Raw genomic sequence first — 23,205 nt, forward strand, 5'->3', positions numbered from 1 at the left:
GGCAAAATTTCCTTTCATACAGCTTCCACCGTCAGCACGGAACCATCGGCGCCCGTGATGCGCACCTGAACACCCGCCGGCAGATCGGGTCCCCTTACTTTCCAACTAGTGTCGCCCAGCTTCAAACGGCCCACCCCGTTGGCGATGGGGTCTTCCAATGTGCCCGTTCTTCCGATCAGCGTTTTGGCGCGCTCGTTCAGTTCCGGGTGATCGGTGCGCTGGCGCATCTTGTCCCACCAATTGCGGCCCACGACGGCGCTGGCCATCGAAACGCCCGCCAGAACCATGCTTTCATGACGCCAGCCATAGCCCGGAAAGCCCAGCGAGAAAAATCCCGCCGCCACCGCGCCGACGCCCAGCCACAAGAACAGCACGCCGGGAACGACGAGTTCGAGGACGAAACAGGCGGCGGCAACGATCCACCAATGCCAGAAGAGAATGTCTTGTACCGGAGACGCGTCGATGACCATGAATTACTCCCTGCCCGGAAAGGCTTTCTTCGCCAGATCGGCGACGCCGCCCAGGGCGCCGATGACGCTGGCCGCTTCCAGAGGCATCAATACCAGCTTCTCGTTGGGGGCCGAAGCGATCTCTTTGAGCGCATCGACATATTTCTGCGCCACGAAATAGTTGACCGCCTGCACATTGCCCTTGGCGATGGCGTCGGACACCGAGGACACCGCCCTGGCTTCGGCCTCGGCCTCGCGCTCGCGGGCTTCGGCGTCGCGGAAGGCGGCTTCGCGCCTGCCCTCGGCCGATAGGATTTGCGCCTGTTTCTCGCCCTCGGCCTTCAGAATGGCGGCTTGGCGCAGGCCTTCGGCTTCCAGGATGGCGGCGCGCTTGTCGCGTTCTGCCTTCATCTGGCGGGCCATGGCGTCGACCAGATCGCGGGGCGGCGCGATATCCTTGATCTCGATGCGCGTGACCTTGACCCCCCAAGATTCGGTCGCCTCGTCAACCACCCTGAGAAGCTGGGTGTTGATCTTGTCGCGCTGTGACAATAATTCGTCGAGATCCATGCCGCCCATCACGGTGCGGATGTTGGTCATGGTCAGATTGAGGATGGCGTTATTGAGATTGGTGACTTCATAGGCCGCCTTGGCGGCGTCCAGCACCTGAAAGAAGACAACACCGTCCACGGTGACCATGGCGTTGTCGCGGGTAATCACCTCTTGCGACGGCACATCCACCACCTGTTCCATCATGTTCAGCTTGGCGCCGATGCTGTCGACGAAGGGAATGATCAGGCTTAGGCCTGGTTTCAAGGTCGTGGTGTAGCGGCCGAAGCGCTCGACGGTGAATTCGGCGCCCTGCGGCACGATCTTGACGCCCATGGTCAGAATGGCGACCGCCAGAGCGACGATGGCCAGGGCAAAAACGGATAGCTCCATAGGTCTCTCCCCACAACTTCTATCATTCCCTGGCGCATGATAGCCGGAATGCACAGAATAAGGGAGTCTTCCCGGACGATGGAATTATACCAAGCGGCAGAAAGAATGGCTCATTGCCGCTTGGACGCGGGCAAGGCCCGCGCGCGCCCATAGGCGCGGGAGCCAAGGGATGCGGAGCATCCCGCCCGGCGCATGAGGCTTGCATTAATCGGTTACGATTAATGCAAACGTATTAAGCGATCAGAACGGATTTTGGTCCGGGAAAGTGCAAACCCTCGGCCCTGGCGGAACCCGGCGCCGTGGGATTGAGATAGGAACGCCAAGCCGACCAGCGTCCGATATGATTGGCCAACGCCGCATGGCCTTCCGATGTCGGATGGACGCCATTGCCGCTGTCCAGGCTGCGCAGCCAGCGCCTGTCGCGCCCCAAGGTCGCCATCAGATCGAGATAGGGAATGTTCAGCCGCTCGGCCAGCATATGGTAGGCATCGTTCAAACAAGCCATGCGTCCTTGATTGAGCGACCAGACATGGCCTTCGGCATCGCGCCAAGCCGCCTTCATCCTGACCGGCGGCGGCCCCACCCACAAAGTGTGATAGCGGCGAAGACTGGTGCGCAAGGCGGTTTCGGCCCAATACAGGCTTTCCGGCAGCGACAGACGAACGCCGTCCTTTTCGCTGGCCGCCATGTCGGCAACGCCAAAGCAGAAAAGGACAAGAGCCTGAGCGCCCACCGGCAAGCGGGCCGCCAGTTCATCTTCGACGCGGGAAGCCAAATCGCGCGAGGTTTCGCAAGGAACGCCCAGCGACATCAGCTCGAACCGCCCGCCGAACGATGTTTCCGAGCGCGACAGTTGGCCCGTCCAGCCGACGCCGCCGGAATCGCCCAACGCCGTGGCCAAATCGTCGCCCAAAATGCAGATACGTAAACGGCTCATGAAAACCTCCTGATTCGAATCATCGCACCTGCGGTTCTGCCGCGCTGTGATCCGAATCACATGATTTTCAAGATGTTGGGCCGCGATGGTAAATTTTTTGTTAAGGACTACTGTATCTTCGACTCGACGGCCGCACGCAGACGCTCCAGGCAGGCCGCACGGTCTGCCCTGAAACCGTCGTTTTCCCACCAAGCCTGCACTTGGCCCAAAAGCTCGCCGACGCGAGGGCCAGGGGGAACGCCCAGCGCCAGGGCATCGCGCCCCTTCAAGGGAAATTCCGGCGCGTTCCAGCCCAGGGCTTGGCCCAGCAGCTTGGTCCAAGTGCCGCTGGCCGCCGAAGGGGCGCGCGGGTCGATGTCGCGCTCGGCCGACCAGACGATCAGCGCCCGATCCAGATAGGCCTGCTTGCCCATCCGGTACAGCAGCAGGCGCCGCTCCTTGCCGCTCATGGCAAGACTGAGCGGCAGTTGCGAATGGCGGCAGATCGTGGCCAGTCGGTTCTTGTCGCGGTTCGACAGCTTGAATCTGTCGGCGATTTCCACGGCCCCCTTGGCGTCGCATTCGACCAGACAGGCCAGACGTCTGGTGGGATCGCGCTCGATGCCCTCCAGGCGCAGCCCCCTGTCCTCAAGCCAAGCCAATTGCCTGAGGCGTCCGAAATGTTTGGCTTCGGGCAGGATGTACGGCAACACCTTTTCCGCCTGCATCAAGGTCAGAACGCCAGCCGGATCGGGCGCCATCAAGAGGCGCATCATCTCGCCCCGGATACGCTCTCCGGAAAGGTTGGGCAGCAGATGGGCGCTGGCCCGGCAAGCCGCCAGCGAAGGCACTTGCGCGGGCGGATGGCCGTAATAGGCATAGAAGCGGAAATAGCGCAGCAGGCGCAGCACGTCTTCTTGGATGCGCTGCTTGGGATCGCCCACGAAGCGCACGCGCCCGCGCCCCAGATCGGCCAAGCCGTTCACCGGATCATAGATGCGCCCATCCTCGGTCATCGACAGGGCGTTGATGGTGAAATCGCGCCTGAGCGCATCGGCCCGCCAATCGTCGGTGAAGGCGACGCGCGCATGGCGGCCGAAATTCTCGACATCGTGGCGCAGCGTGGTGATCTCGAAATGATCCTTGCCGATCACCGCCGTGATGGTGCCGTGCGCGATGCCGGTGGGAATGGCGTGGATGCCGTTGGCCTCTAGAAGACGGATGACCTCGTTCGGCTCCAGGGGGGTGGCGATGTCGATATCCTTGACGGGGCGCTTGAGCAGGGAATCGCGCACGCAGCCCCCCACGAAACGCGCCTCAATGCCGGTACCGGTGATCGCCGCCATCACCGCTTTGGTGGTCGGCGCCTCCATCCAGGGCTGGGGGGCAAGCTGACCCATCGGCCCCTCGATCTGGGCCGTTTCACCATCTTGCGCGAATGGACTGTGCTGGCTGGACATGACGCCAGTATGCCACGCCCAAACTTAACCGTCAGCTAAGCGGTATCGCGTGCAGAGCGTATCTTGCCACCACCCCTCGGTTGTGCAAGGTTGTCAGTGGGCAATTTGGGTGGGAAATGCCGAGATGAAGAAGTGGGTGCAAACTCCGATTGGCTGCCTTTCCGTTGGAATGATCTTCATCGTCTGGATCGTGTTGGAGATTGCAACGCCATTTCCGGATTACTTTCGCAGCTTGATTACCGGCTATAGCCCGACTAGCCACAATATCCGTGTGGCTTACGCATACGATCAATGTCCCCCTATCACGCTGCTTGGTGTCAAGCTTCACAGATTTATCGGCTATTTCGAGGGAATGCCACCGGATGCCGAGGTTATCGACTTTCTAAACCAAAATCAAAAAGACATGGAACGGGTCGTCGAACTTTTCTACGACAACGTTGGCATAAATTATGGCGGCGACCGCTTTTCAATCCAAGAAGAAGAAGAATATCTTGGCCTTCTGCGTAAACTGTGCATGGCGGTGATGACTGTCGCATTTGAACCAAATCCAGTTCGACGTCTCAATGATGGTACACCCGGGGCATATGGAGATGTTATCGCATTTAACGGGCGCACCTTTGCTGCCCAGGAGCGGGCTGGTGCAGTCATGAAGATGGGCAAAACACTTGTCTACTGGCCACCCGGTGAATTCAGCAATCGCTTTCGCTCATGTTCGCAGTTCAGCCTAAATAACTACGTTCCGAAAACCCGTGAAGAAACGACTGTTTGGGATGACAGATGTTGCCGCATTTCCGGTACTTGGCACTTGTGTGTCTCGACATTGCTCTAGGCGGGGTCGTTTAACCCCGAGTCACTAGGGTGATGAGGGGTTAAGCGTGAATCCTTCGCTAAACATATAGATAGAGCAGATTCACGCCATCAATCGAAGCCGTTTAACGGCTTCGATTTCAAGCGATCTGCTCTAGGTCGCCCGTCCCGGATGGGCTGCATATTTCTCACGCTTCATGCGAACCTTTTTCATCTTGCATCATCCGCTCATGCCGCCGGGCACCATGCAGGATGTGCGCTATCTCGATTCCCTGCCCATGATCCAGAACGAAATAATAGATGACGTAGCTTTTGTGGATAAAGCTTCTTAAGCCCGGCGCCAGCTTTTCGCAATCGCGCCCAGAAAGCGGGAAAGACGAAAGACGACGCGCCACGTCATGATTTAGAACTGACGGGAATTTTCGTTGGCACGCAGCCTCGCTCGTGCTTCGGCAAACACCTGTTTGGCGTCGATGCTGGGGGCAGGGTCGTTCATGGCTTGCAGAACGGCCCCGCGCACCCGCTCGCTTTCCATTTCCCCAAGCATCAAAGAGGCCAGCGTCTCCTGCGCGTCTTCGGGAAGACGGACAGCCTGGGCAATGGCGCGTTCCAGCATCTTGTTCATGGGTCGATGATAACCGAAACCGGCGGTTGCGCCAAGCGACAGACGATTGAGGTTATGTCCCAAGGGCTTGGTTGACAGCCGCCACGATGCCAGCAGCATCGATTCCGGCATCGGCCAACTGGCGGGCCTGGCTGTCATGCTCGATGAAATGGTCGGGCAGGCACAAGGCGCGCAGCTTCAACCCCTTGTCCAGCAGGCCTTGATTGACCAGGAAGTGCATCACTTGTGCCGCGAAGCCGCCAACGGCGTTCTCTTCCACCGTGATCAGCAATTCATGATTTCTGGCCAGATCGGCGATCAGCTCCTCGTCGATCGGCTTGGCGAAACGCGCATCGGCCACGGTCGTCGAAATCCCCTGCGCCGCCAATTGATCCGCCGCCTTCAAGGCGTCGCCCAATCTTGTGCCCAGGCTTAGGATCGCAACCCGAGAGCCTTGGCGCAGCACGCGGCCCTTGCCGATGGGCAGCGCCATGCCGCGGGCGGGCATTTCCACGCCGCTTCCATCGCCCCTGGGATAACGCAAGAAGCTGGGCTTGTCGTCGATGGCGACCTGGGTGGCCACCATATGCGCCAGCTCCGCCTCGTCGGCGGGCGCCATGATCACCACGCCGGGCAAACAACCAAGATAGGACAGATCGTAGGAGCCGTGATGGGTGGCCCCATCGGCCCCCACCAGCCCGGCGCGATCCAGCACGAAGCGCACCGGCAGATGCTGCAGCACGACATCGTGCATGACCTGATCGTAACCGCGCTGCAGGAAGGTAGAATAGATGGCGCAGAAGGGCTTCAGACCCTCGCAGGCCAGACCGGCGGCGAAGGTGACCGCATGCTGCTCGGCGATGCCGACGTCGAACAGGCGGTCGGGATGGGCGCGCCCGAAAATGTCCAACCCGGTGCCCGAAGGCATGGCGGCCGTAATGGCGCAAATTGTTTCGTCGCGCCTAGCTTCGTCGGTCAAGGCCTGGCCGAACACGCCGGTCAGGCTGGGCGCATTGCTCTTGGGCTTGCTTTGCTCGCCGGTCTTGACGTTGAATTTCGAAACGCCGTGATATTTGTCATGCGCTTCCTCGGCGGGCGCATATCCCCGCCCCTTCTGCGTCACCACATGCACGAGCACCGGCGCCGGTTCCTCGAAATCGCGAACATTGCGCAGCACGGGCAGCAGATGGTCGAAATTATGACCGTCGATGGGACCGACGTAATAGAAACCCAATTCCTCGAACAAAGTGCCGCCCGCCACCAAGCCCTTGGCGTATTCCTCGACCTTGCGCGCCGCCAGTTCGATGGGACGCGGGAAGATTTCCGCCACGTCCTTGGCGAAGTGCCTGAAATGCTGATAGGACTTCGACGACCACAGCTTCGAGAGATAGGCGCTAAGGCCTCCCACCGGCTTGGCGATCGACATGTCGTTGTCGTTCAAGATCACGATCAGGCGCGTTTTCTGGGGACCGGCATTGTTCAGCGCTTCGAATGCCTGGCCAGCGCTCATCGAACCGTCGCCGATGACGGCGATGGCGCAGCGCTCGCGCCCCTGCATCTGGCTGCCCACCGCCATGCCCAGCGCCGCCGAAATCGAGGTCGAACTGTGCCCGGCGCCAAAAGGATCGTAGATGCTTTCGTCGCGCTTGGTGAAACCGGAAATGCCCCCGGCCTGCCTGAGCGTGTGCATTTGCTCGCGCCTGCCGGTCAGGATCTTGTGGGGATAGCTTTGATGGCCGACATCCCAGATCAGCCGATCATCGGGCGTATTGAAGACGTGATGCAGGGCCACGGTCAGTTCGACCACGCCTAGGCCAGCCCCCAGATGACCGCCGGTTTCCGCCACGGCGCCGATCATTTCCTGGCGCACTTCCCCAGCCAATTGCCTGAGCTGGTCGGGCGTGAAGTCCCTGAAGTCGGAAGGGAACTTGATCTGATCGAGAAGACGCCCGGACGCCATGGCCTAGTTCCGCCTGGTCAGCACGTAGCGCACGGTGTCGCCTAGCAGATGCGCCGCGTCGCAATCGCCAAAGACGTCCAGATGTTTGATCGCCTGATCGCCTAGCGCCTGAGCCTGGGCCTTGGCGCGCTCGACGCCCAACAGCGATACAAAGGTGGCCTTGCCCTGGTCGGCATCCTTGCCGGTCTTCTTGCCCATTTCCTCGGTCGAGGCTTCGACGTCCAGAAGATCGTCGGTGATCTGAAACACCAGTCCCAGATCGTGCGCATAGCCCTCCAGCGCTTGGCGCTGATTGGAATGCGCCTTGCCCAGAATGGGGCCTGCCACGCAGGAAAAAGCGATCAAACGGCCGGTCTTCATGCGTTGCAGGCGGGTGATGGCCGGAATGTCCATCGGCTGCTTCGAGGTGGACGCCAGCATGTCGATCATCTGGCCGCCCACCATGCCCTGATGGCCCGCCGCCTCGGCCATGGCCACCACCAGATCGGCGCGCACGCTGGGATCGGGATGGGTGGCGCTTCCGCCCAGCACTTCGAAGGCCTTGGTCAAAAGCGCGTCGCCCGCCAGAATGGCGGTGGCTTCGTCGAAGGCCTTGTGGCAGGTGGGTATGCCACGGCGCAAGTCGTCATTGTCCATGGCGGGAAGATCGTCATGAACCAGCGAATAGCAATGCACGAATTCGATGGCCGCCGCGACGCGCGCCGCCGATTGACGGGCCACGTTGAACAGGGCCGCCGTAGTCAGAACCAGAAAGGGGCGCAGACGCTTGCCGCCGTTCAAGGTGGCGTAGCGCATGGCCTGAACGACGCGGGCCTCGGGCGCATTGCTTTCCGGCAGCAGGCGCTCGACTTCCAGGACCAGGGTGGCCTGCGCCTCTTCCAGGGCTTTTTCCAAACGGTTCATGGTCGGTGATCTTCCTTCAAGCGGGATCGAGGGGAGCGGCGGCAAGCGTGCCATCCGGCGACAGCACGATGCGCTCGACCTTGGCCTTGGCCTCGGCCAACTTGGATTCACAGTGACGCTTGAGCGCGGCCCCGCGCTCATAGGCGCCCACCGCCTCGTCCAGCTTGACCTTGCCCGCTTCCAGCCCGCGCACGATCTGCTCGAGTTCGGCCAAGGCCTCCTCGAAGCTGAGCTTGGCGATATCTGTTTTGGCGGCTGTCACGTCAGAAACCCGTTCCCCAGTTGATCGCAATCTTAGTCAGCGAAGGGGTCCTGGACAAGGACCGTATCCTCGCGCTCGGGGCTGGTCGAGAACAGCGCCACCGGCACGCCCACCAGTTCCTCGAGATGACGGATGTACTTGACCGCCTCGGCGGGCAGTTCGGCCCAGGAACGAGCACCCCGGGTCGATCCCTTCCAACCGGGCAGGGTCTCGTAGACCGGCTTGGCCTTGGCCTGCAGCGAAGCCAGGGCGGGCAGGTAATCATAGCGCCGCCCGTCGATTTCATACGACGTGCAGACCTTCAACTCGTCGAAACCGTCCAGCACGTCCAGCTTGGTCAGGGCCAAGCCGTGAATGCCGCTGACCTTGCAGGCCTGGCGGACCAGCACGGCGTCGAACCAGCCGCAACGCCTGGGCCTGCCGGTGACGGTGCCGAATTCATGGCCGCGCTCGCCGATGGTCTTGCCGACATCGTCGAACAGTTCGCTGGGGAACGGCCCCGAACCCACGCGCGTCGTGTAGGCCTTGCAGATGCCCAGCACATAGCCCACCGCCGACGGCCCCTGACCCGAACCGGTGGCGGCGTTGCCCGCCACGGTGTTGGACGAGGTAACATAGGGATAGGTGCCGTGATCGATATCCAGCAGCATGCCCTGCGCGCCTTCGTACAGAATGCGCCGTCCGCGCTTGCGCAAATCGTCCAGACGCAGCCACACCACGTCGGCATAGGGCAGGATGCGCGGCGCCAATTCCTTCAACTTGACGAACAAGGCGTCGCCGTCGATCAGTTCGGCGCCCAACCCCTTCAGCAGCGCGTTGTGATGCGACAGCATGTTGGCGATCTTGGCCTTCAAAGACGCATCATCGTCGGCCAGATCGCACAGGCGAATGGCGCGCCTTGCCACCTTGTCTTCATAAGCAGGGCCGATGCCGCGCCCGGTGGTGCCGATCTTGCCGCCGCCCGCGGCTTCCTCGCGGGCGCGGTCCAGATGTCCGTGCAGGGGCAGAATCAGGGGCACGTTCTCGGCCACCTTCAACAGGTCGGGCGATACGGTCACCCCCTGGCCGCGCAGCTTCTCGATTTCTTCCAGCAGCGCCCAGGGGTCCAGCACCAACCCGTTGCCGATGATCGACAGCTTGCCGCGCACGATGCCCGAAGGCAGCAGGGACAGCTTATAGGTGACGCCGCCGATGACCAGCGTATGTCCGGCATTGTGGCCGCCCTGGAAACGCACCACCACATCGGCGCGTTCCGAAAGCCAATCCACCACCTTGCCTTTGCCTTCGTCGCCCCACTGGGCGCCGATCACAGCCACATTCGCCATCGGACTAACTCTCCTTGATGTCCTTGATTTCGTTATTGTTCAGCCAGAAAACGCACCCCAGGCGCCTAGCTTCGGCCGCTGCATCCGTCACGGCTTCCAAACCCGCCACGGTGGCATAGCCTTTGGCCCGCCAGGACCGCCCGCTTTCCCACGAGGTCCCCACCGGCAGATATAGCCGGGGACGCGTTGCTTTCAAAGGGGTGCATTTCAGCACCGTATCCATGAACAAAGTGACCCCGGTCGCCGCTTCGCCATCGACGGCATAGCGCCCGCCGCGCCCCAGTTCGAAACTTTGACCCTTGGCGAACAGGGTAAAGGCCACCCCGCAATGATATTCGAATCCCCTGGATTCCACGGCATCGACGGTCAGCGTCATGCCGGGCGCGTCGCGCTGGATGGCCGCCGCCACCGCCTTCAAGCGTCCGATTTCGCTTAGGGCGGCGTCCGAGAGCTTCAGTTTCTCCAGTGCCGCCAAGGCCTTGCCGACCGGCCCGCTGGCGCGCAGCAATCCTTCGAACAAGGCCTGCCCCGGCAAACCGGCCAATCTTGCGGGATCCTTATGGTCCAGCGCATCGCGCAGGCGGACCAGATCGTCGGCTGTAAGATCAAGCCCCTGGCACAGGGCGGGAACCAGAGTCGGCAAGGTCAGATCGACCGACACGCCCTCAATCCCCAGGCTTTCCAACCCCTCATGGGCCAAGCGGACCACTTCGGCGTCGGCCTCGCAACTGGCCGAGCCGATAAGCTCGATCCCCGCCTGAACGAACTGGCGTTCGGGACGCAACTGGCTGGCCTTGACCCTTAACACCTCGCCCGCATAGGACAGGCGCAAGGGCCGGGGCGCGTCGCTCATCCTTGTGGCGGCGATCCTGGATATCTGGGGGGTCATGTCGGGCCGCACGGCCAGCATACGGCCAGAGGCCGGGTCCATCAGACGAAAACTGGAGCGGGCCAGAGCGGCCCCAGGGCCTGCAAACAGGCTGTCTTCGAATTCGATCAGGGGCGGCTTGACCGGATCGAAGCCCTGTCCCGCGAAGCCTTCCATCAATAGGGCGACCACCGAGGCCTCGTGCTGGGCTTCGGGCGGCAGGATGTCGGGCAGGCCGGCGGGCAGCAAGGCCCGGTTGGCCGAATCGTTCATAATCAAAGACCCCCTGGAAAAGGTTCCAGGGGGTCTGGTTACCCCGTTCAGGGCAAAAAGAAAAGAGCTATCAGCAGCCAGCAATCAGCCGTCAGCCCAAAATGCGGAGGCTGATGGCTGATCGCCGAGGGCTATCTGCGGTTGGCCAACTCGTCGAGCAGGCGCATGACGTCAACCGAGGCCTGCGAAGCCTTTTCGATCTCGGCCAAAGCCCCATCGAAATCGCCTTGGTTGTATTTGCGAACCGCCGATATGCCGAAGGCATGCACTTTTTCGTGCGGGGCCAAAATGGCGCCGTAAGCCGGATGGTTCTTGATCGAGGCGTCGGTAATGCCATTGTACCATTTGCCCAAGCGGCAGGTGTTGTGGTTGGTCAGTTGCTCCGGATCGAGCTTGATGCGCCCGGCGGCCATGGCGGCCAGCTTCTTCAGCCAGAGTTTGTGATCCGATTTGGCGACATGGATGGTGATGTCCTTGACCTCGGCCTTCACGGCCTCGGCGATGCTTTCGGTCACCACGGTTTCGCTTTTGTCCATGACGTCCAGAATGCCGATGACGGCCTGCACGCCATGCTCGGTCCTGCTTGCGATCGAATTGATGCGATTGGCCACTTCCTCGGACGTCTGGCTTTGCTGGTCGAGAATGCCTGCGATATCGCGCACCATAGCCGAGATGTGGTCGATCTGCTCGGACACTGTTTGCATGCCCTGGCCGGTGGCGGCGATCACCTCCTGGCCCTGCTGAACGGCGTTGGCGCCCTGCTCCATCGAACTGACGATGGCCGCCATTTCGCCGCGCAGATTTTCGATGCGCTTGCGAATGTCGTCGGTCGCCTTGGCGGTCTGGTTGGCGAGATTCTTGACTTCGCTGGCCACGACGGCGAATCCCTTGCCCGCCTCGCCCGCCCTGGCGGCCTCAATCGTCGCGTTCAAGGCTAGCAGGTTGGTCTGCTTGGCGATGGCTTCGATCTGATCGACGATGCCGCCGATCTGGGTCGATGCCTCGGCCAACGTCTCGACGCGCCCGGCAGCCTCGCTGACGGCGCGCGAAATGCCGTCCATCGACGCCACGGCGCGTTCGGCGGAATGGCGGCTTTCCGAAGCCTGGTCCTGGGCCGCCGCCACATCCTGCGACGCCTGACCGGCGCTGGCCGCGATTTGGTGCACCGAGGACACCAATTCCTCGGCCGCCGCCGCGATCGATTGCGTCTGGTGATCGACATCGCGCAGATCGCGCAGCAATTGGGCGGTTTGCACCACCGCCTCGTTGCTTTCGACCGACAGCACGACCATACGCTTCACGCTATCCAGCGCCCGCTGTTCGTAGGCCGCCGCCACTTGGCGCAGCTTCTGGCAGATGGCGCTGTCCTTGTCGGGCATCGAATGAAAGGCTTGGCGCTCTAATAGATCAAGCGCCTCAAGAAGCGCCGATTCATCTACGGTGCCGGAAGGTGGCGTTTCAATGGAAAGACTCGACGTTGAACGCGGCAAATCCGCTGGCTTGGACCCGAAGAAACCCATTTGACCCCCTGTTTGATTTTGATTCGGATTCTGTCATTCCCGCCTTGGCAGGGCAAAACCCTCTATTTTCTTGAGGGTAACATGACGTTTTTATAATTTACAACCAATCTGTCTAATTTTTCGTAAATATAGCGGTAGATAAAATAACTTGTCACAAAATGTAGAAATAAGATGCAACAAAAAAGGGTGCCTGATTTAGGGCACCCTTCTCCGTATAGACTGTACAGACCGTAAAAAGATTTAGAAAGCCAGGGCCTTCGCCTGCACCACCAAAGGAATGGCGCGAACTTTTTCAACGACTTCCGGCGTTACAGGCTGATCGACCTGGATCAGCGCGATGGCGTCGCCGCCCGCCTCGTTGCGGCCCAGATGGAAGGTGGCGATATTCACCCCCGCCTCGCCCAGCACGGCGCCCAGACGACCGATGAACCCCGGCTTGTCCTGGTTGGTGACGTAAAGCATGTTGGGTCCCACCTCGGCTTCGATGGCGATGCCCTTGATTTCGACGATGCGCGGCTTGGTGCCGCCGAACAGCGTGCCCGACAGGCTGCGCACGCGGTCGTCCGAGGTCACTTCCAGACGGATCAGCGTGTGGTAATCGCCGCTGGCGTCCTTCTTCATTTCGGTCACTTCGATGCCGCGCTCCTTGGCCAACACCGGCGCGTTGACCATGTTCACACTTTCCAACTGCGGCTTGAACAAGCCCATCAGCACCAGTTGGGTGAGCGGGCGGGTATTCAATTTGGCGACGTCGCCTTCATAGGCGATGGTCACTTTCTTGATGCCCTGCTCGGTCAACTGACCGGCGAAGCTGCCGATCTGTTCGGCCAGAGCGGTGTATGGCTTCAGCTTGGGCGCTTCCTCCGCCGTGACCGAGGGCATGTTGATGGCGTTGGTGACAGCACCCGTCAGCAGATAATCGCTCATCTGCTCGGCCACTTGCAGCGCCACGTTTTCCTGGGCCTCGGTGGTGGAGGCACCCAGATGCGGGGTGGCGATAATTTTGTCATTGCCGAACAGCGCGTTGTCCTTTGCCGGTTCGACGGCGAAAACATCAAGCGCCGCCCCCGCCACATGGCCGGACTCGATGGCCGCCTTCAGAGCCGCTTCATCGACCAATCCGCCTCGGGCGCAATTGATGATGCGAACGCCCTTCTTCATCTTGGCCATCGCCTTGGCATCGATGATGTTGCGCGTCGATTCGGTCAGCGGCGTATGCAGGGTAATGATGTCGGCCCGCTTGAACAGGTCTTCAAGCTCGACCTTCTCGACCCCCAGATCGCGGGCGCGGTCATGCGATAGATAAGGATCGAAGGCGATGACGCGCATCTTAAGGCCCAAGGCGCGGTCGGCGACGATGGAACCGATATTGCCGCAACCCACCACGCCCAAGGTTTTGCCTGTGATTTCCACGCCCATGAAGCGGCTTTTTTCCCACTTGCCCGCATGGGTCGATGCGTTGGCTTCCGGAATGTCACGGGCCAAAGCGAACATCAAGGACAAAGCATGTTCGGCGGTGGTGATGGAATTGCCGAAAGGCGTATTCATCACCACGATGCCCTTGGCGGTGGCCGAGGGCACATCGACGTTGTCCACGCCGATGCCCGCCCGCCCCACCACTTTCAGATTGGTCGCCGCCTTCAACACGTCGGCGGTGACTTTGGTGGCCGAACGAATGGCCAGCCCGTCATACTGGCCGATGACGGCCTTCAATTCGTCCGGCGTCATGCCGGTCTTCACATCCACCTCAAGCCCGCGGTCCTTGAAAATCTGGACAGCGGCAGGCGACAGCTTGTCTGAAATCAGAACCTTGGGCATGAGAGCTTTTCCCCCTATTGAGCTTTGGATGCGAATTCGGCCTCGACCTGGGCGAAGGCCCAGTCAAGCCAGGGCAACAAGGCCTGGATGTCGCTGGTTTCCACCGTCGCCCCACCCCAGATGCGAAGACCCGCAGGCGCGTCGCGATAGGCGCCGATATCGAAGGCGACGCCCTCTTTCTCCAGCAGCGACGCGATCTTCTTGGCCGCAGCCGCCTGATCGTCGTGCGAGAGGTTGCAAAACCAAGCGGCCTTGTTGGCGACCAGACAGATCGAGGTGCAAGAGCGCGTGGCCTTGTCGTCAGCCAGGAAACCCGCCCAAGTCGATTTGGCGACCCAAGCCTCGATGGCGGCCAGATTGGCCTCGGAACGCCCAACCAACGCCTTGAAGCCCCCCAGATTCTGCGCCCATTTCAAGGCATCGATCTGATCTTCCACGCACAGCATCGAGGGCGTGTTGATGGTCTCGCCCTTGAAGATGCCCTCGATCAGCTTGCCGCCCTTGGTCATCTTGAAAATCTTGGGCATCGGCCAGGGTGGCGTGTAGCTTTCCAGACGCGCCACGGCGCGCGGAGACAGAACCAGCATGCCGTGCTGCGCCTCGCCGCCCAGCACCTTTTGCCAGGACCAGGTGGTGACGTCCAGCTTGTCCCAGGGCAGATCCATCGCGAAGGCCGCCGAGGTGGCGTCGCAGATGGTCAGACCTTCGCGATTGGCGGGAATCCAGTCGCCGTTGGGCACGCGCACGCCCGACGTGGTGCCGTTCCAGGCGAAAACCACGTCATGCGAAAAATCTGCCTGCTTCAAATCGGGCAGTTTGCCGTAATCGGCCTTGAAGACGCGAGCGTCCTTCAGCTTCAATTCCTTGGTGATGTCTGTTCCCCAGCCCGAACCGAAACTTTCCCAGGCCAGCACATCGACGGGGCGCGCGCCCAGCAGCGACCACAGGGCCATTTCGACCGCGCCGGTATCCGAAGCGGGAACGATGCCGATCCGGTAGTCGTCGGGAATGCCCAGAACCGAGCGCGACAGATTGATGGCTTCCTCCAGCTTGGCCTTGCCCGCCTTGGCGCGGTGCGAACGGCCCAGGCAAGCCCCCTTCAGCGCATCGGCCGACCAGCCGGGACGCTTGGCGCAGGGACCAGAGGAAAAGCAAGGATTGTGCGGCCCTTGGGCCGGCTTGGCGACAGTCGTCATATGACCCCCTTCGAGAAACGAAAGGGCTTCGGCCCGTTGGGAGGCCGCGGCCCGCACGAACCCTAGACCCGCCTTTTGGAAAGCGCAACACCCGTCGAGAAGGGATTCGAAGATAGCCAAGCGGCGCCCCGGAAAGGCCCGGCGCAGCGCCCTTCGCGCGGTTTCGTCGCCATTTTCCCTCCCCCCGGACCTTGACTTATGTTAGGGTTTTCTTGTGTGAGCCGGTCCGCAAGGGTCTTGGCAGACATCCACTCATTGTCAAACTGGGAGTTGCTATGTTGTTTCGTTCTTCCCTTGCCCTTGTCCTTGGCGCTTTCTGCCTGACCGTGGCTGTTGGCGCCCAGGCCGCGCCGCCCAAGAAGAAACCCAAGGTCAGCTTCGCCGAGGACGTGCTGCCCCTGCTTCAGTTCCGTTGCGGAGCCTGTCATACCGGCGAAGGCGACGGCGTGAAGATCAGCGGCCTTGACCTTAGCTCGTACGAAGGGCTGATGAAGGGCACCAAGCATGGCGCCATCGTGGTGCCGGGCGACGTGCTGACCAGCAATCTGATGGTTCTTCTGGACGGCAAGGCCGACAAGTCGATCCAGATGCCGCACGGCCAGAAAAAACTGTCCACCTGCGACCGCGACCTGATCCGCACCTGGATTCACGAAGGCGCTCAGAACAACTAAGCTGACAGCTTTCAGCCATCGGCTATCGGCAAAAACGGCCCCGGATTGCTCCGGGGCCGTTTTTCTTATGCCAACCTGCCGATGCTTGGCCGGGACATCAGCGGCTATCTGGGATGACCGAGGTTAAGCTACTTATCGTAGATATATGATTTAATACTTGACCGATTGAGAGAAGTCGGTTACTTATCTCTCATTACCGCCCTTATTGCGCCCAGGAAGGATCGCCGTCATGAAGCGAAGCCGCCGATTGCTTGCGCTTTGCGTGATTGCCGCTGTCTGTTTGCTACAGGATTCGAAGACGACTTGGGCGGAAGGCGACAAGCCTCCGAAGCTGAGCAGGGAAGAAAAAGCCTACATTAAGCGCATGATCGAACATGGGAGGGAGGAGAAACAGTATCCGGATCGCAACTGGATGCTCCAAGGCTGCCGCCTCAACATGCATGGTACTTGGTATCCGTTCACTCCATTCGGAAATGAATGGCTGGGAAGAATGGTCATCACGGGCGACAGCATCATTTTTGAGAAGCTCGGCGAATTCCCCTACGAGATATTGAGAAGCGAATATGGACCAGAGATTCCGCCGTACGGGGCATTGCCGAGGCGCGAGAGGCATCTCTACAAGCTGGATCGCTCAGTGTATCTAGGCGCATATTGGCGGAAGGAAAACAATGTTTATGTTGTCATCGCACATCCGCCCTGGAGCAAGCACAGAAACGATCCAATAAACTGGATATTCCGCTGTGTTCCAGACTTTGCATTATGCAACACGCTTGAGAAGGCCTGGGAGTTTTTTGAGAATCGTGATGGAACAGGAAACCATAGCTGCAACACTTTTACTTTTATGCCTTACGATGATGACTAAAATTTCGTTGTCCTGAATTGTCCGGGCAACGTTCCCACAAGGCGGCGCATGGTGCGCCGCCTTTTTTGTTGACTAAAGGAGACATACGACGAGCGAGCAACTGAGAGTCAAGCTGTTCAATGGGCTTCGTGACCATGAAGACAATAAGCCAAACTTCTACATCGACGCCAAGAAGCACAACAACGCCACCATCGGCGTCGGCTATACGCCGGTGGTGAAAGGCCAGGGTGGCGTGTGGAAAGTGCGGCCTGAAGCCGAAGCCGATTTCAAGGCTGCGGGGATAACGCTATCCAAAACGCACAAACAGGCCTTTGAAGACCTGGCCTACGCCAAGAACAATCCTTCGGCCAAGGATGCCGCGGCGCGACAAGATGCCGCCATGAAGACTCTTGGCGACATCTCTATCGGCGAGAAGCAAGCCAAGGCCTTGTCTGGCCGCGAAATAGACGCCAGCATCGCTCATGCGGAAAAGACATTGGGCAAGGATCGCTTCGACAAGCTGGATGATGGGCGTAAGGCTGCACTGGCAGGCGCCGCCTATCAATCGCCCGCCAACGTGACAAAAATTGGTCCCGATCTCGTCAAGGCGGTCGATGCCAAGGATTGGGACAAGGCCGCCAAGGTCCTGGAGGATTCCGGCAAGCGCCTGGGCGATCCCTCTCGCTATAAAAGTTACGGGCAGGACATGCGCGATCCCGAGGCGAAGGGAAAAATCCAGGCCAGCAATGGTGACAATCTGTGGAGCATGTCGAAGCGGCTGGGCGTTTCCGTCGATGAACTTCGCGCCGCCAATCCCGATCTGAACAAGAACGGCAGTATTCGCGCCGGAGACTATTTGAATCTGCCCAAGCAGGAAGAGAAGAAGACGGAAGAGGTAAAGCCGCAGGAACAGCCCCAACCTCCAGAGCAGCAACAGCAAGAACCACAACCCCAATCAACCGAACCGCCGCAGGAAGCGGAACCCGAGCAAAAGCAGGAACTGGGCGCTGACGGCCAATCGTTCTTGGGACGCATCGGCAAGCCCAATGCGCGCCCAGCGCTGGACATCGCGGCGAAAGAGCCAGGGCACTGGACGAAAGACGAAGCGGATACGGTGATCCAAGACTAACAGCGCATCCGGCGTCCAGAATCTTTGAACGCATGGCTGCGCGAGCGGGCCAGCGACTATTTCAAAGTCATGCACGGCAATAATGGCATGACGCCGCCTTTCGCGCCTGAGCCTAACAAGCGAGCGGCGCAAGAATCTCTTGATGCCATAAGCAAACGTCTGGCTCCCGCCTTCGATGCCGATGGCATGAGCGCTGCCGCCAAATCCATGCAGCAAGGCCTCAATCTGCTCAATCAGGGCAAGATGCCGCGCTTGAAGGAAGACGGCGACTGGGGACCGATCACAGATTTCAGCTTCAAGAAAAGCGTCGCCAGCCATGGTGCAGCCAAGGTCGATGAAGGCTTCGCGCTGGGCCGCTTGCAAACATTGGCCGAGAAGCCGCAACAGCCTGAAGACCTTGCCAAGCAGACGCAGACCATTTTCGGCCCGCTCTATGGCAGCCAGGAAAAGGGCGACGATCATGCGCTGGCCCTGCAGGCGGGGTTGAATCAGATCGGCCCGAAATATCAAAACGATTGGCAGGAACTGAAACAAGACGGCGAGATCGGACCCAAGACCACCGACGCCTTCAACCGCGTCTCGGCCAGCGCTGGACCGATGGCGATGGCCGAAGGCATCGGCAATTTCCTGGGATGGCTGTGAAAAGCTGTCCGCCGCCAGCAATCAGCCGCCAGCAAGCAAAACGGCCCCGGATTTCTCCGGGGCCGTTTGCGTTGGCTGCGAGGAGTGCGCCTGCCTTACGGCAGAACGATCTCGACGCGACGGTTCTGCGGCTCGCGCACGCCATCGGGCGTCGGAACCAAAGGCTGCTCTTCGCCCTTGGCGGTCAGGCCGATCGCGCTGGCATTCATGCCCAGCTTGACCATGGTGTCCTGCACGGCCTTGGCGCGGCGCATCGAAAGCGCCATGTTGTACTTGTTCGAACCCGAGCGATCGGCGTGACCGGTCAGCTCAACGCGGGACATGTTGCCCGCCTTGGCATAGGCCACGGCCTGCTCGATGATCTTCAGGGCTTCAGGCGTGATATCCGCCTTGTCGAAGTCGAAGAAGACCAGGAAGTTCTTGGGTTCGGCAGGCTTCTTGACCGGCGCCGGAGCGGGCGCAGGCGCAGGAGCCGGTTGAGCCACCGGCTGGACCTGGGCCACAGGGACCGGGGCCGGAGCGGCGAACTTGTAGGCAAAGCCCAGCATCACGGCATGGGTTTTGTATTCGGTGTCCACGCCCGTTCCGCTGCCATGGCTCACGCTGGGATCCAGGGTCGCGAAATAGCGATAGTCAAGGGCGGCGCGCCAGTTGTTGGTGACGTCCCAACCCAGACCGACGATGCCCTGGTAGGCGAACTGATAATCGCTGTCCTTGAGGAAGGTTCCCGCCGAGGTCTTGACATTGTCGAAGTCAACCCTGGCCGCGCCGATGCCGGCGCCCAGGTAAGGACGAACCGGGAAATTGACCGGCATATCCCACAAGCCGTTCAGCATCAGGCTGATGGCGCTGGCATCGCCGGAAGCGCTGCCCGTGCCGACGCCCGTCGCCGTTCCGGAAATGCTGTCGGCGCCATTGCGGCGATAACCGAGTTCAAGCTCGGAACGCAGGTTGCCCCAGTTGTACCGGCCGTAGTCGTAGCCGAGGTTGCCCAGAACGGCGAAACCACCATCATAGTCGGCAGAGCCGTTGATCGCGCCACCCGAGGTGTCGCCATCCTGCAGCAAGTTGTAGCCGCCCATCAGGCCGGTATAAACGCCGCTGCCCGATTGCGCCTGAGCGCCGCCGGCAAAGCCAAGCACCAAAGCCGCACCCAGCATTGCTGAGGAAATTCGCATGTCCTGATCCTTCCACGGTAACTGAACTGAGGGCTCTTCTACCAAATCTGGGGGGCAGGGCGCAACCGCTCATCAAGCGATTATCCAGCAAATGCAGATTTATACGCTCACCTGTTGCACCCTGATCACAGGTAAATCTACCCTATGCGCCCCCAATCGAAACAAATTCAAAGGTAGCTGTTGCCTCCCCGAAAGAGCGGCATTAACTTAACATTAATCTTTTGGCGGCGTGGCGCCGGGAGTTTTGACCCAATACCCCTGCCACGACAAGATGTTAAAAGGAGGACTGCACATGCGCATCCAATTGAAATGTCTAACGCTTCTGGCAGGCGCCGCCGCTCTGGTGGCCAGCCTCCCCGGTTTTGCCCAGGCCGCCGACCCCATTGTCATCAAATTTTCGCATGTGGTTGCCCCCAACACGCCTAAGGGCAAGGGCGCCGAATTTTTCAAGAAGCTGGCTGAAGAGCGCACCAAAGGCGCTGTGAAAGTTGAGGTCTACCCCAACAGCCAACTGTACAAAGACAAGGAAGAGATGGAAATGCTGCAGCTGGGCGCCGTCCAGATGCTGGCGCCGTCTTTGGCCAAATTCGGCCCGCTGGGCGTCAAGGAATTCGAAGCTTTCGATCTGCCCTTCATCCTGCCCTCGAAGGAAGCGCTGCGCTCGGTGACCGAAGGACCGGTCGGCCAGGGCCTGCTGAAGAAACTGGAAGCCAAGGGCATCATCGGCCTTGGCTATTGGGACAACGGCTTCAAGATCATGAGCGCCAACAAGCCGCTGAGGAAGGTCGAAGACTTCAAGGGCCAGAAGATGCGCATCCAGTCTTCGAAGGTTCTGGAAGCCCAGATGAAGTCCTTGGGCGCATTGCCGCAGGTGATGGCCTTCTCGGAAGTCTATCAGGCACTGCAGACCGGCGTGGTGGACGGCACGGAAAACCCGCCCTCCAACATGTTCACCCAGAAAATGCATGAAGTGCAGAAGCACGCCACGATGTCCAACCACGGCTATCTGGGCTATGCGGTCATCGTGAACAAGAAGTTCTGGGAAGGCCTGCCGCCCGACATCCGCGCCACGCTGGAAGGGGCGATGAACGAAGCGACTCGCTTTGCCAACGCCATCGCGGAAACCGAGAACGCCGATGCGCTGGCCGGCATGAAGGCTTCGGGCAAGACCGAGTTCTATGAACTCACCGCCGAGGAAAAGGCCGCCTGGAGAAAGGCCCTGCTGCCGGTGCATCAGGAAATGGAAAGCCGCGTCGGCAAGGATCTGCTGCAAGCCTTCTACGCCGAAGGCGAAAAGGCGGACAAAGCCGCCGCCAAAAAGAAGTAAGACTGACTGTCTTGGAAGCCGGGACGTCCTGCCGATCGGACGTCCCGGTCCTTGCCTGCAGAACATTACGGGGAGCAAACGGTGCTTAAACTTCTCGATCATCTCGAGGAATGGCTGATCGCCTTTCTCATGGGGGCGGCGACGCTGATCATTTTCGCCGCCGTCGTTCACCGTTACGCGTCAGGCGTTCCCCTGTTCTACGATTTCATGCGCCTGTTCAATTTCGCCTGGGCGCAGGAGTTGTGCATCTACATGTTCGTCTGGATGGCCAAGTTCGGCGCCGCCTACGGCGTGCGCACCGGCATCCATGTCGGCGTCGACGTTCTGATCAACCGCATGGGTCCCAACCTGCGCGGCAAATTCATCATCTTCGGTCTGTTGTGCGGCGCCGTCTTTACCGGCATCATCGCCACCCTGGGCGCCTATTTCGTTTGGGAAAACGGCGCGCATTACAGCATCTTCACCAGCCTGGGCCTGAATACCGGCGACCTGTACGAAGGCCCGATCACGCCCGATCTGGAATGGCCCACCTGGATCATCTACATGGCCATTCCCCTAGGCTCGTCGCTGATGTGCTTTCGTTTCCTACAGGTTTGCGTTTCCTTCCTGCGCACCGGGGAACTGCCCCATCACGATCACGGGCATGTCGACGGCATCGAAAAGGACGACAAAGGCCAGGTGAAAGACGTCAACTGGTTCGAGATGCAAGACAACCTGCATCCCAAGGACCCATCGCACGAAACAGACAAGCCGGAGGGCCGTTGACATGAACGCCGCCATCATCTTCGGCTTGCTGCTGGCCCTTATGCTGACCGGCATGCCCATTTCGATTTCGCTGGGCCTGACCGTTCTGACCTTCCTGTTCACCATGACCCATGTTCCCATCGAAGCCGTGGCGCTCAAGCTGTTCACCGGCATCGAGAAGTTCGAGATCATGGCCATCCCGTTCTTCATCCTGGCGGGCAACTTTCTGACGCATGGCGGGGTCGCCAAGCGCATGATCAATTTCGCCACCGCCATGATCGGCCATTGGCATGGCGGTTTGGGCTTGGCTGGCGTCATGGCCTGCGCACTGTTCGCCGCGGTGTCGGGTTCCAGCCCGGCCACCGTGGTCGCCATCGGCTCGATCCTGCTGCCCGCCATGGTCAAGCAGGGCTTCCCATCGCGCTTCGGTGCTGGCGTCATCACCACCTCGGGCGCCCTGGGCATTCTGATACCGCCCTCGATCGTCATGGTCATGTATGCCGTGGCCACCAACAGCTCGGTCGGCCAATTGTTCATGGCGGGCGTGATTCCCGGCCTGATCCTGGCCACCATGCTGGGGCTGACCACCTTCTGGCGGGCCTGGAAGAACAATTATCCGCGCTGTCCCGAAGCCAGCCTCAAGGAAAAGCTGACCAGCTTCAAAGACGCCATCTGGGGTTTGGCGCTGATCATCATCGTCATCGGGGGCATCTATACGGGCATTTTCACGCCCACCGAGGCGGCGGCCATGAGCGCCGTCTACGCCTTCATCATTGCCATTTTCGTCTATAAGGACATGCCGCTTTCGCAAGTGCCGAAAATCCTGCTCAACTCGGCCAACATGTCGGCGATGCTGCTGTACATCATCACCAACGCGGTCCTTTTCTCCTTCGTGCTGGCCAACGAGAACATTCCGCACGCCATCGCCGACTGGATCGTCGAGAAGGATCTGGGCGTCATCGCCTTCCTGCTGGTAGTCAACGTGCTGCTGCTGATGGCGGGCAACTTCATGGAACCCAGTTCGATCGTGCTGATCATGGCGCCCATTCTGTTCCCGGTGGCCATGAAGCTGGGCATCGACCCCATTCACTTCGGCATCATGATGGTGGTCAATATGGAGGTCGGCATGTGCCATCCGCCGGTCGGCCTCAATCTTTACGTCGCGTCAGGCATCACCAAGATGGGCATTACCGAGCTGACCGTGGCCGTCATGCCCTGGCTGCTGACCATGCTCGTTTTCCTGGTCATGATCACCTACATCCCTGAAATTTCGCTCTGGCTGCCCAAAATGCTGGGAATGATGTAATGAAAAATAACTCTGAGCGATTCTAAAGAGAGCTGACACGACGAACGGCGCCTGATACACTTCA

General features: G+C 60.2%; 23 protein-coding genes. 8 read left to right on the top strand and 15 right to left on the bottom strand.

What is annotated here, in order from left to right; translation table 11 throughout:
- Window positions 1-14 precede the first annotated feature (14 nt).
- The 4 genes from HQL44_03690 to HQL44_03705 form a co-directional block, all read right to left on the bottom strand.
- Window positions 15-470: an NfeD family protein gene (locus HQL44_03690; protein MBF0267674.1), complete on the bottom strand. Its 456-nt coding sequence runs from the start codon at window positions 468-470 to the stop codon at window positions 15-17.
- Window positions 471-473: 3 nt separating this feature from the next.
- The gene (locus HQL44_03695; GenBank protein ID MBF0267675.1) at window positions 474-1,391 is read right to left on the bottom strand and encodes an SPFH/Band 7/PHB domain protein; all 918 of its coding nucleotides are present in this window, start codon (window positions 1,389-1,391) and stop codon (window positions 474-476) included.
- Between the two features lie 232 nt (window positions 1,392-1,623).
- Complete coding sequence (locus HQL44_03700; protein MBF0267676.1) at window positions 1,624-2,328, bottom strand: hypothetical protein; 705 nt, start codon at window positions 2,326-2,328, stop codon at window positions 1,624-1,626.
- A gap of 107 nt (window positions 2,329-2,435) precedes the next feature.
- Window positions 2,436-3,767, bottom strand: coding sequence for a CCA tRNA nucleotidyltransferase (locus HQL44_03705; GenBank protein MBF0267677.1), 1,332 nt, complete (start codon window positions 3,765-3,767; stop codon window positions 2,436-2,438).
- Between the two features lie 124 nt (window positions 3,768-3,891).
- On the opposite strand from HQL44_03705, the gene HQL44_03710 reads away from it, so the two are divergent.
- Window positions 3,892-4,596 (top strand): hypothetical protein, encoded by a 705-nt coding sequence (locus HQL44_03710; GenBank protein MBF0267678.1) that lies wholly within the window; start codon window positions 3,892-3,894, stop codon window positions 4,594-4,596.
- 166 nt (window positions 4,597-4,762) lie between these two features.
- On the opposite strand, the gene HQL44_03715 is transcribed toward HQL44_03710, so the two are convergent.
- From HQL44_03715 to HQL44_03760, 10 genes are all read right to left on the bottom strand, one after another.
- The gene (locus tag HQL44_03715) at window positions 4,763-4,969 is read right to left on the bottom strand and encodes a type II toxin-antitoxin system RelE/ParE family toxin (GenBank protein MBF0267679.1); all 207 of its coding nucleotides are present in this window, start codon (window positions 4,967-4,969) and stop codon (window positions 4,763-4,765) included.
- An 8-nt stretch (window positions 4,970-4,977) separates the two neighbouring features.
- Window positions 4,978-5,199: a hypothetical protein gene (locus tag HQL44_03720; GenBank protein MBF0267680.1), complete on the bottom strand. Its 222-nt coding sequence runs from the start codon at window positions 5,197-5,199 to the stop codon at window positions 4,978-4,980.
- Between the two features lie 52 nt (window positions 5,200-5,251).
- Window positions 5,252-7,138 (bottom strand): 1-deoxy-D-xylulose-5-phosphate synthase, encoded by a 1,887-nt coding sequence (locus HQL44_03725; protein ID MBF0267681.1) that lies wholly within the window; start codon window positions 7,136-7,138, stop codon window positions 5,252-5,254.
- 3 nt (window positions 7,139-7,141) lie between these two features.
- Window positions 7,142-8,041, bottom strand: coding sequence for a polyprenyl synthetase family protein (locus HQL44_03730; protein ID MBF0267682.1), 900 nt, complete (start codon window positions 8,039-8,041; stop codon window positions 7,142-7,144).
- 16 nt (window positions 8,042-8,057) lie between these two features.
- Entirely contained in the window at window positions 8,058-8,333 is a 276-nt protein-coding gene (locus HQL44_03735; GenBank protein ID MBF0267683.1) for an exodeoxyribonuclease VII small subunit, read from the bottom strand.
- A gap of 2 nt (window positions 8,334-8,335) precedes the next feature.
- Entirely contained in the window at window positions 8,336-9,628 is a 1,293-nt protein-coding gene (locus HQL44_03740) for an adenylosuccinate synthase (protein ID MBF0267684.1), read from the bottom strand.
- Between the two features lie 4 nt (window positions 9,629-9,632).
- The gene (locus tag HQL44_03745) at window positions 9,633-10,769 is read right to left on the bottom strand and encodes an ATP phosphoribosyltransferase regulatory subunit (protein ID MBF0267685.1); all 1,137 of its coding nucleotides are present in this window, start codon (window positions 10,767-10,769) and stop codon (window positions 9,633-9,635) included.
- Between the two features lie 131 nt (window positions 10,770-10,900).
- Window positions 10,901-12,289, bottom strand: a complete 1,389-nt coding sequence (locus tag HQL44_03750) for a CZB domain-containing protein (GenBank protein ID MBF0267686.1) — start codon at window positions 12,287-12,289, stop codon at window positions 10,901-10,903.
- Between the two features lie 240 nt (window positions 12,290-12,529).
- Complete coding sequence (locus tag HQL44_03755) at window positions 12,530-14,107, bottom strand: phosphoglycerate dehydrogenase (protein ID MBF0267687.1); 1,578 nt, start codon at window positions 14,105-14,107, stop codon at window positions 12,530-12,532.
- Between the two features lie 14 nt (window positions 14,108-14,121).
- Window positions 14,122-15,303 (bottom strand): phosphoserine transaminase, encoded by a 1,182-nt coding sequence (locus HQL44_03760; protein MBF0267688.1) that lies wholly within the window; start codon window positions 15,301-15,303, stop codon window positions 14,122-14,124.
- Window positions 15,304-15,578: 275 nt separating this feature from the next.
- Here HQL44_03760 and HQL44_03765 point away from each other — a divergent pair, with 275 nt between their 5' ends.
- The 4 genes from HQL44_03765 to HQL44_03780 all read left to right on the top strand — a co-directional run bounded on the left by HQL44_03765 (window position 15,579) and on the right by HQL44_03780 (window position 18,586).
- Window positions 15,579-15,974 carry a hypothetical protein gene (locus HQL44_03765; protein ID MBF0267689.1) on the top strand — a complete coding sequence of 132 codons (396 nt, stop codon included), beginning with the start codon at window positions 15,579-15,581 and terminating at the stop codon, window positions 15,972-15,974.
- A gap of 229 nt (window positions 15,975-16,203) precedes the next feature.
- Window positions 16,204-16,836 carry a hypothetical protein gene (locus HQL44_03770; GenBank protein ID MBF0267690.1) on the top strand — a complete coding sequence of 211 codons (633 nt, stop codon included), beginning with the start codon at window positions 16,204-16,206 and terminating at the stop codon, window positions 16,834-16,836.
- 241 nt (window positions 16,837-17,077) lie between these two features.
- Window positions 17,078-17,944, top strand: a complete 867-nt coding sequence (locus HQL44_03775) for a LysM peptidoglycan-binding domain-containing protein (protein MBF0267691.1) — start codon at window positions 17,078-17,080, stop codon at window positions 17,942-17,944.
- A gap of 24 nt (window positions 17,945-17,968) precedes the next feature.
- A complete protein-coding gene (locus HQL44_03780; protein ID MBF0267692.1) occupies window positions 17,969-18,586 on the top strand; it encodes a hypothetical protein in 618 nt (205 codons plus the stop codon).
- Window positions 18,587-18,681: 95 nt separating this feature from the next.
- On the opposite strand, the gene HQL44_03785 is transcribed toward HQL44_03780, so the two are convergent.
- Window positions 18,682-19,764 carry an OmpA family protein gene (locus HQL44_03785; protein MBF0267693.1) on the bottom strand — a complete coding sequence of 361 codons (1,083 nt, stop codon included), beginning with the start codon at window positions 19,762-19,764 and terminating at the stop codon, window positions 18,682-18,684.
- Window positions 19,765-20,056: 292 nt separating this feature from the next.
- Here HQL44_03785 and HQL44_03790 point away from each other — a divergent pair, with 292 nt between their 5' ends.
- The 3 genes from HQL44_03790 to HQL44_03800 all read left to right on the top strand — a co-directional run bounded on the left by HQL44_03790 (window position 20,057) and on the right by HQL44_03800 (window position 23,141).
- Window positions 20,057-21,091 carry a TRAP transporter substrate-binding protein gene (locus HQL44_03790; GenBank protein MBF0267694.1) on the top strand — a complete coding sequence of 345 codons (1,035 nt, stop codon included), beginning with the start codon at window positions 20,057-20,059 and terminating at the stop codon, window positions 21,089-21,091.
- 129 nt (window positions 21,092-21,220) lie between these two features.
- Window positions 21,221-21,856: a TRAP transporter small permease gene (locus HQL44_03795; GenBank protein MBF0267695.1), complete on the top strand. Its 636-nt coding sequence runs from the start codon at window positions 21,221-21,223 to the stop codon at window positions 21,854-21,856.
- Window position 21,857: 1 nt separating this feature from the next.
- Window positions 21,858-23,141: a TRAP transporter large permease subunit gene (locus HQL44_03800; GenBank protein MBF0267696.1), complete on the top strand. Its 1,284-nt coding sequence runs from the start codon at window positions 21,858-21,860 to the stop codon at window positions 23,139-23,141.
- The last annotated feature ends 64 nt before the right edge of the window (window positions 23,142-23,205 follow it).

This window comes from Alphaproteobacteria bacterium (assembly GCA_015231795.1).
Classification (GTDB): Bacteria; Pseudomonadota; Alphaproteobacteria; order Rhodospirillales; family WMHbin7; genus WMHbin7.

What these genes read in the sequence shown, in the direction of transcription:
- HQL44_03690 (MBF0267674.1), bottom strand. Translation starts at nt 470, where the DNA reads ATGGTCATCGACGCGTCTCCGGTACAAGACATTCTCTTCTGGCATTGG.
- HQL44_03695 (MBF0267675.1), bottom strand. Translation starts at nt 1,391, where the DNA reads ATGGAGCTATCCGTTTTTGCCCTGGCCATCGTCGCTCTGGCGGTCGCC.
- HQL44_03700 (MBF0267676.1), bottom strand. Translation starts at nt 2,328, where the DNA reads ATGAGCCGTTTACGTATCTGCATTTTGGGCGACGATTTGGCCACGGCG.
- HQL44_03705 (MBF0267677.1), bottom strand. Translation starts at nt 3,767, where the DNA reads ATGTCCAGCCAGCACAGTCCATTCGCGCAAGATGGTGAAACGGCCCAG.
- HQL44_03710 (MBF0267678.1), top strand. Translation starts at nt 3,892, where the DNA reads ATGAAGAAGTGGGTGCAAACTCCGATTGGCTGCCTTTCCGTTGGAATG.
- HQL44_03720 (MBF0267680.1), bottom strand. Translation starts at nt 5,199, where the DNA reads ATGAACAAGATGCTGGAACGCGCCATTGCCCAGGCTGTCCGTCTTCCC.
- HQL44_03725 (MBF0267681.1), bottom strand. Translation starts at nt 7,138, where the DNA reads ATGGCGTCCGGGCGTCTTCTCGATCAGATCAAGTTCCCTTCCGACTTC.
- HQL44_03730 (MBF0267682.1), bottom strand. Translation starts at nt 8,041, where the DNA reads ATGAACCGTTTGGAAAAAGCCCTGGAAGAGGCGCAGGCCACCCTGGTC.
- HQL44_03740 (MBF0267684.1), bottom strand. Translation starts at nt 9,628, where the DNA reads ATGGCGAATGTGGCTGTGATCGGCGCCCAGTGGGGCGACGAAGGCAAA.
- HQL44_03745 (MBF0267685.1), bottom strand. Translation starts at nt 10,769, where the DNA reads ATGAACGATTCGGCCAACCGGGCCTTGCTGCCCGCCGGCCTGCCCGAC.
- HQL44_03750 (MBF0267686.1), bottom strand. Translation starts at nt 12,289, where the DNA reads ATGGGTTTCTTCGGGTCCAAGCCAGCGGATTTGCCGCGTTCAACGTCG.
- HQL44_03755 (MBF0267687.1), bottom strand. Translation starts at nt 14,107, where the DNA reads ATGCCCAAGGTTCTGATTTCAGACAAGCTGTCGCCTGCCGCTGTCCAG.
- HQL44_03760 (MBF0267688.1), bottom strand. Translation starts at nt 15,303, where the DNA reads ATGACGACTGTCGCCAAGCCGGCCCAAGGGCCGCACAATCCTTGCTTT.
- HQL44_03765 (MBF0267689.1), top strand. Translation starts at nt 15,579, where the DNA reads ATGTTGTTTCGTTCTTCCCTTGCCCTTGTCCTTGGCGCTTTCTGCCTG.
- HQL44_03770 (MBF0267690.1), top strand. Translation starts at nt 16,204, where the DNA reads ATGAAGCGAAGCCGCCGATTGCTTGCGCTTTGCGTGATTGCCGCTGTC.
- HQL44_03785 (MBF0267693.1), bottom strand. Translation starts at nt 19,764, where the DNA reads ATGCGAATTTCCTCAGCAATGCTGGGTGCGGCTTTGGTGCTTGGCTTT.
- HQL44_03790 (MBF0267694.1), top strand. Translation starts at nt 20,057, where the DNA reads ATGCGCATCCAATTGAAATGTCTAACGCTTCTGGCAGGCGCCGCCGCT.
- HQL44_03795 (MBF0267695.1), top strand. Translation starts at nt 21,221, where the DNA reads ATGGGGGCGGCGACGCTGATCATTTTCGCCGCCGTCGTTCACCGTTAC.
- HQL44_03800 (MBF0267696.1), top strand. Translation starts at nt 21,858, where the DNA reads ATGAACGCCGCCATCATCTTCGGCTTGCTGCTGGCCCTTATGCTGACC.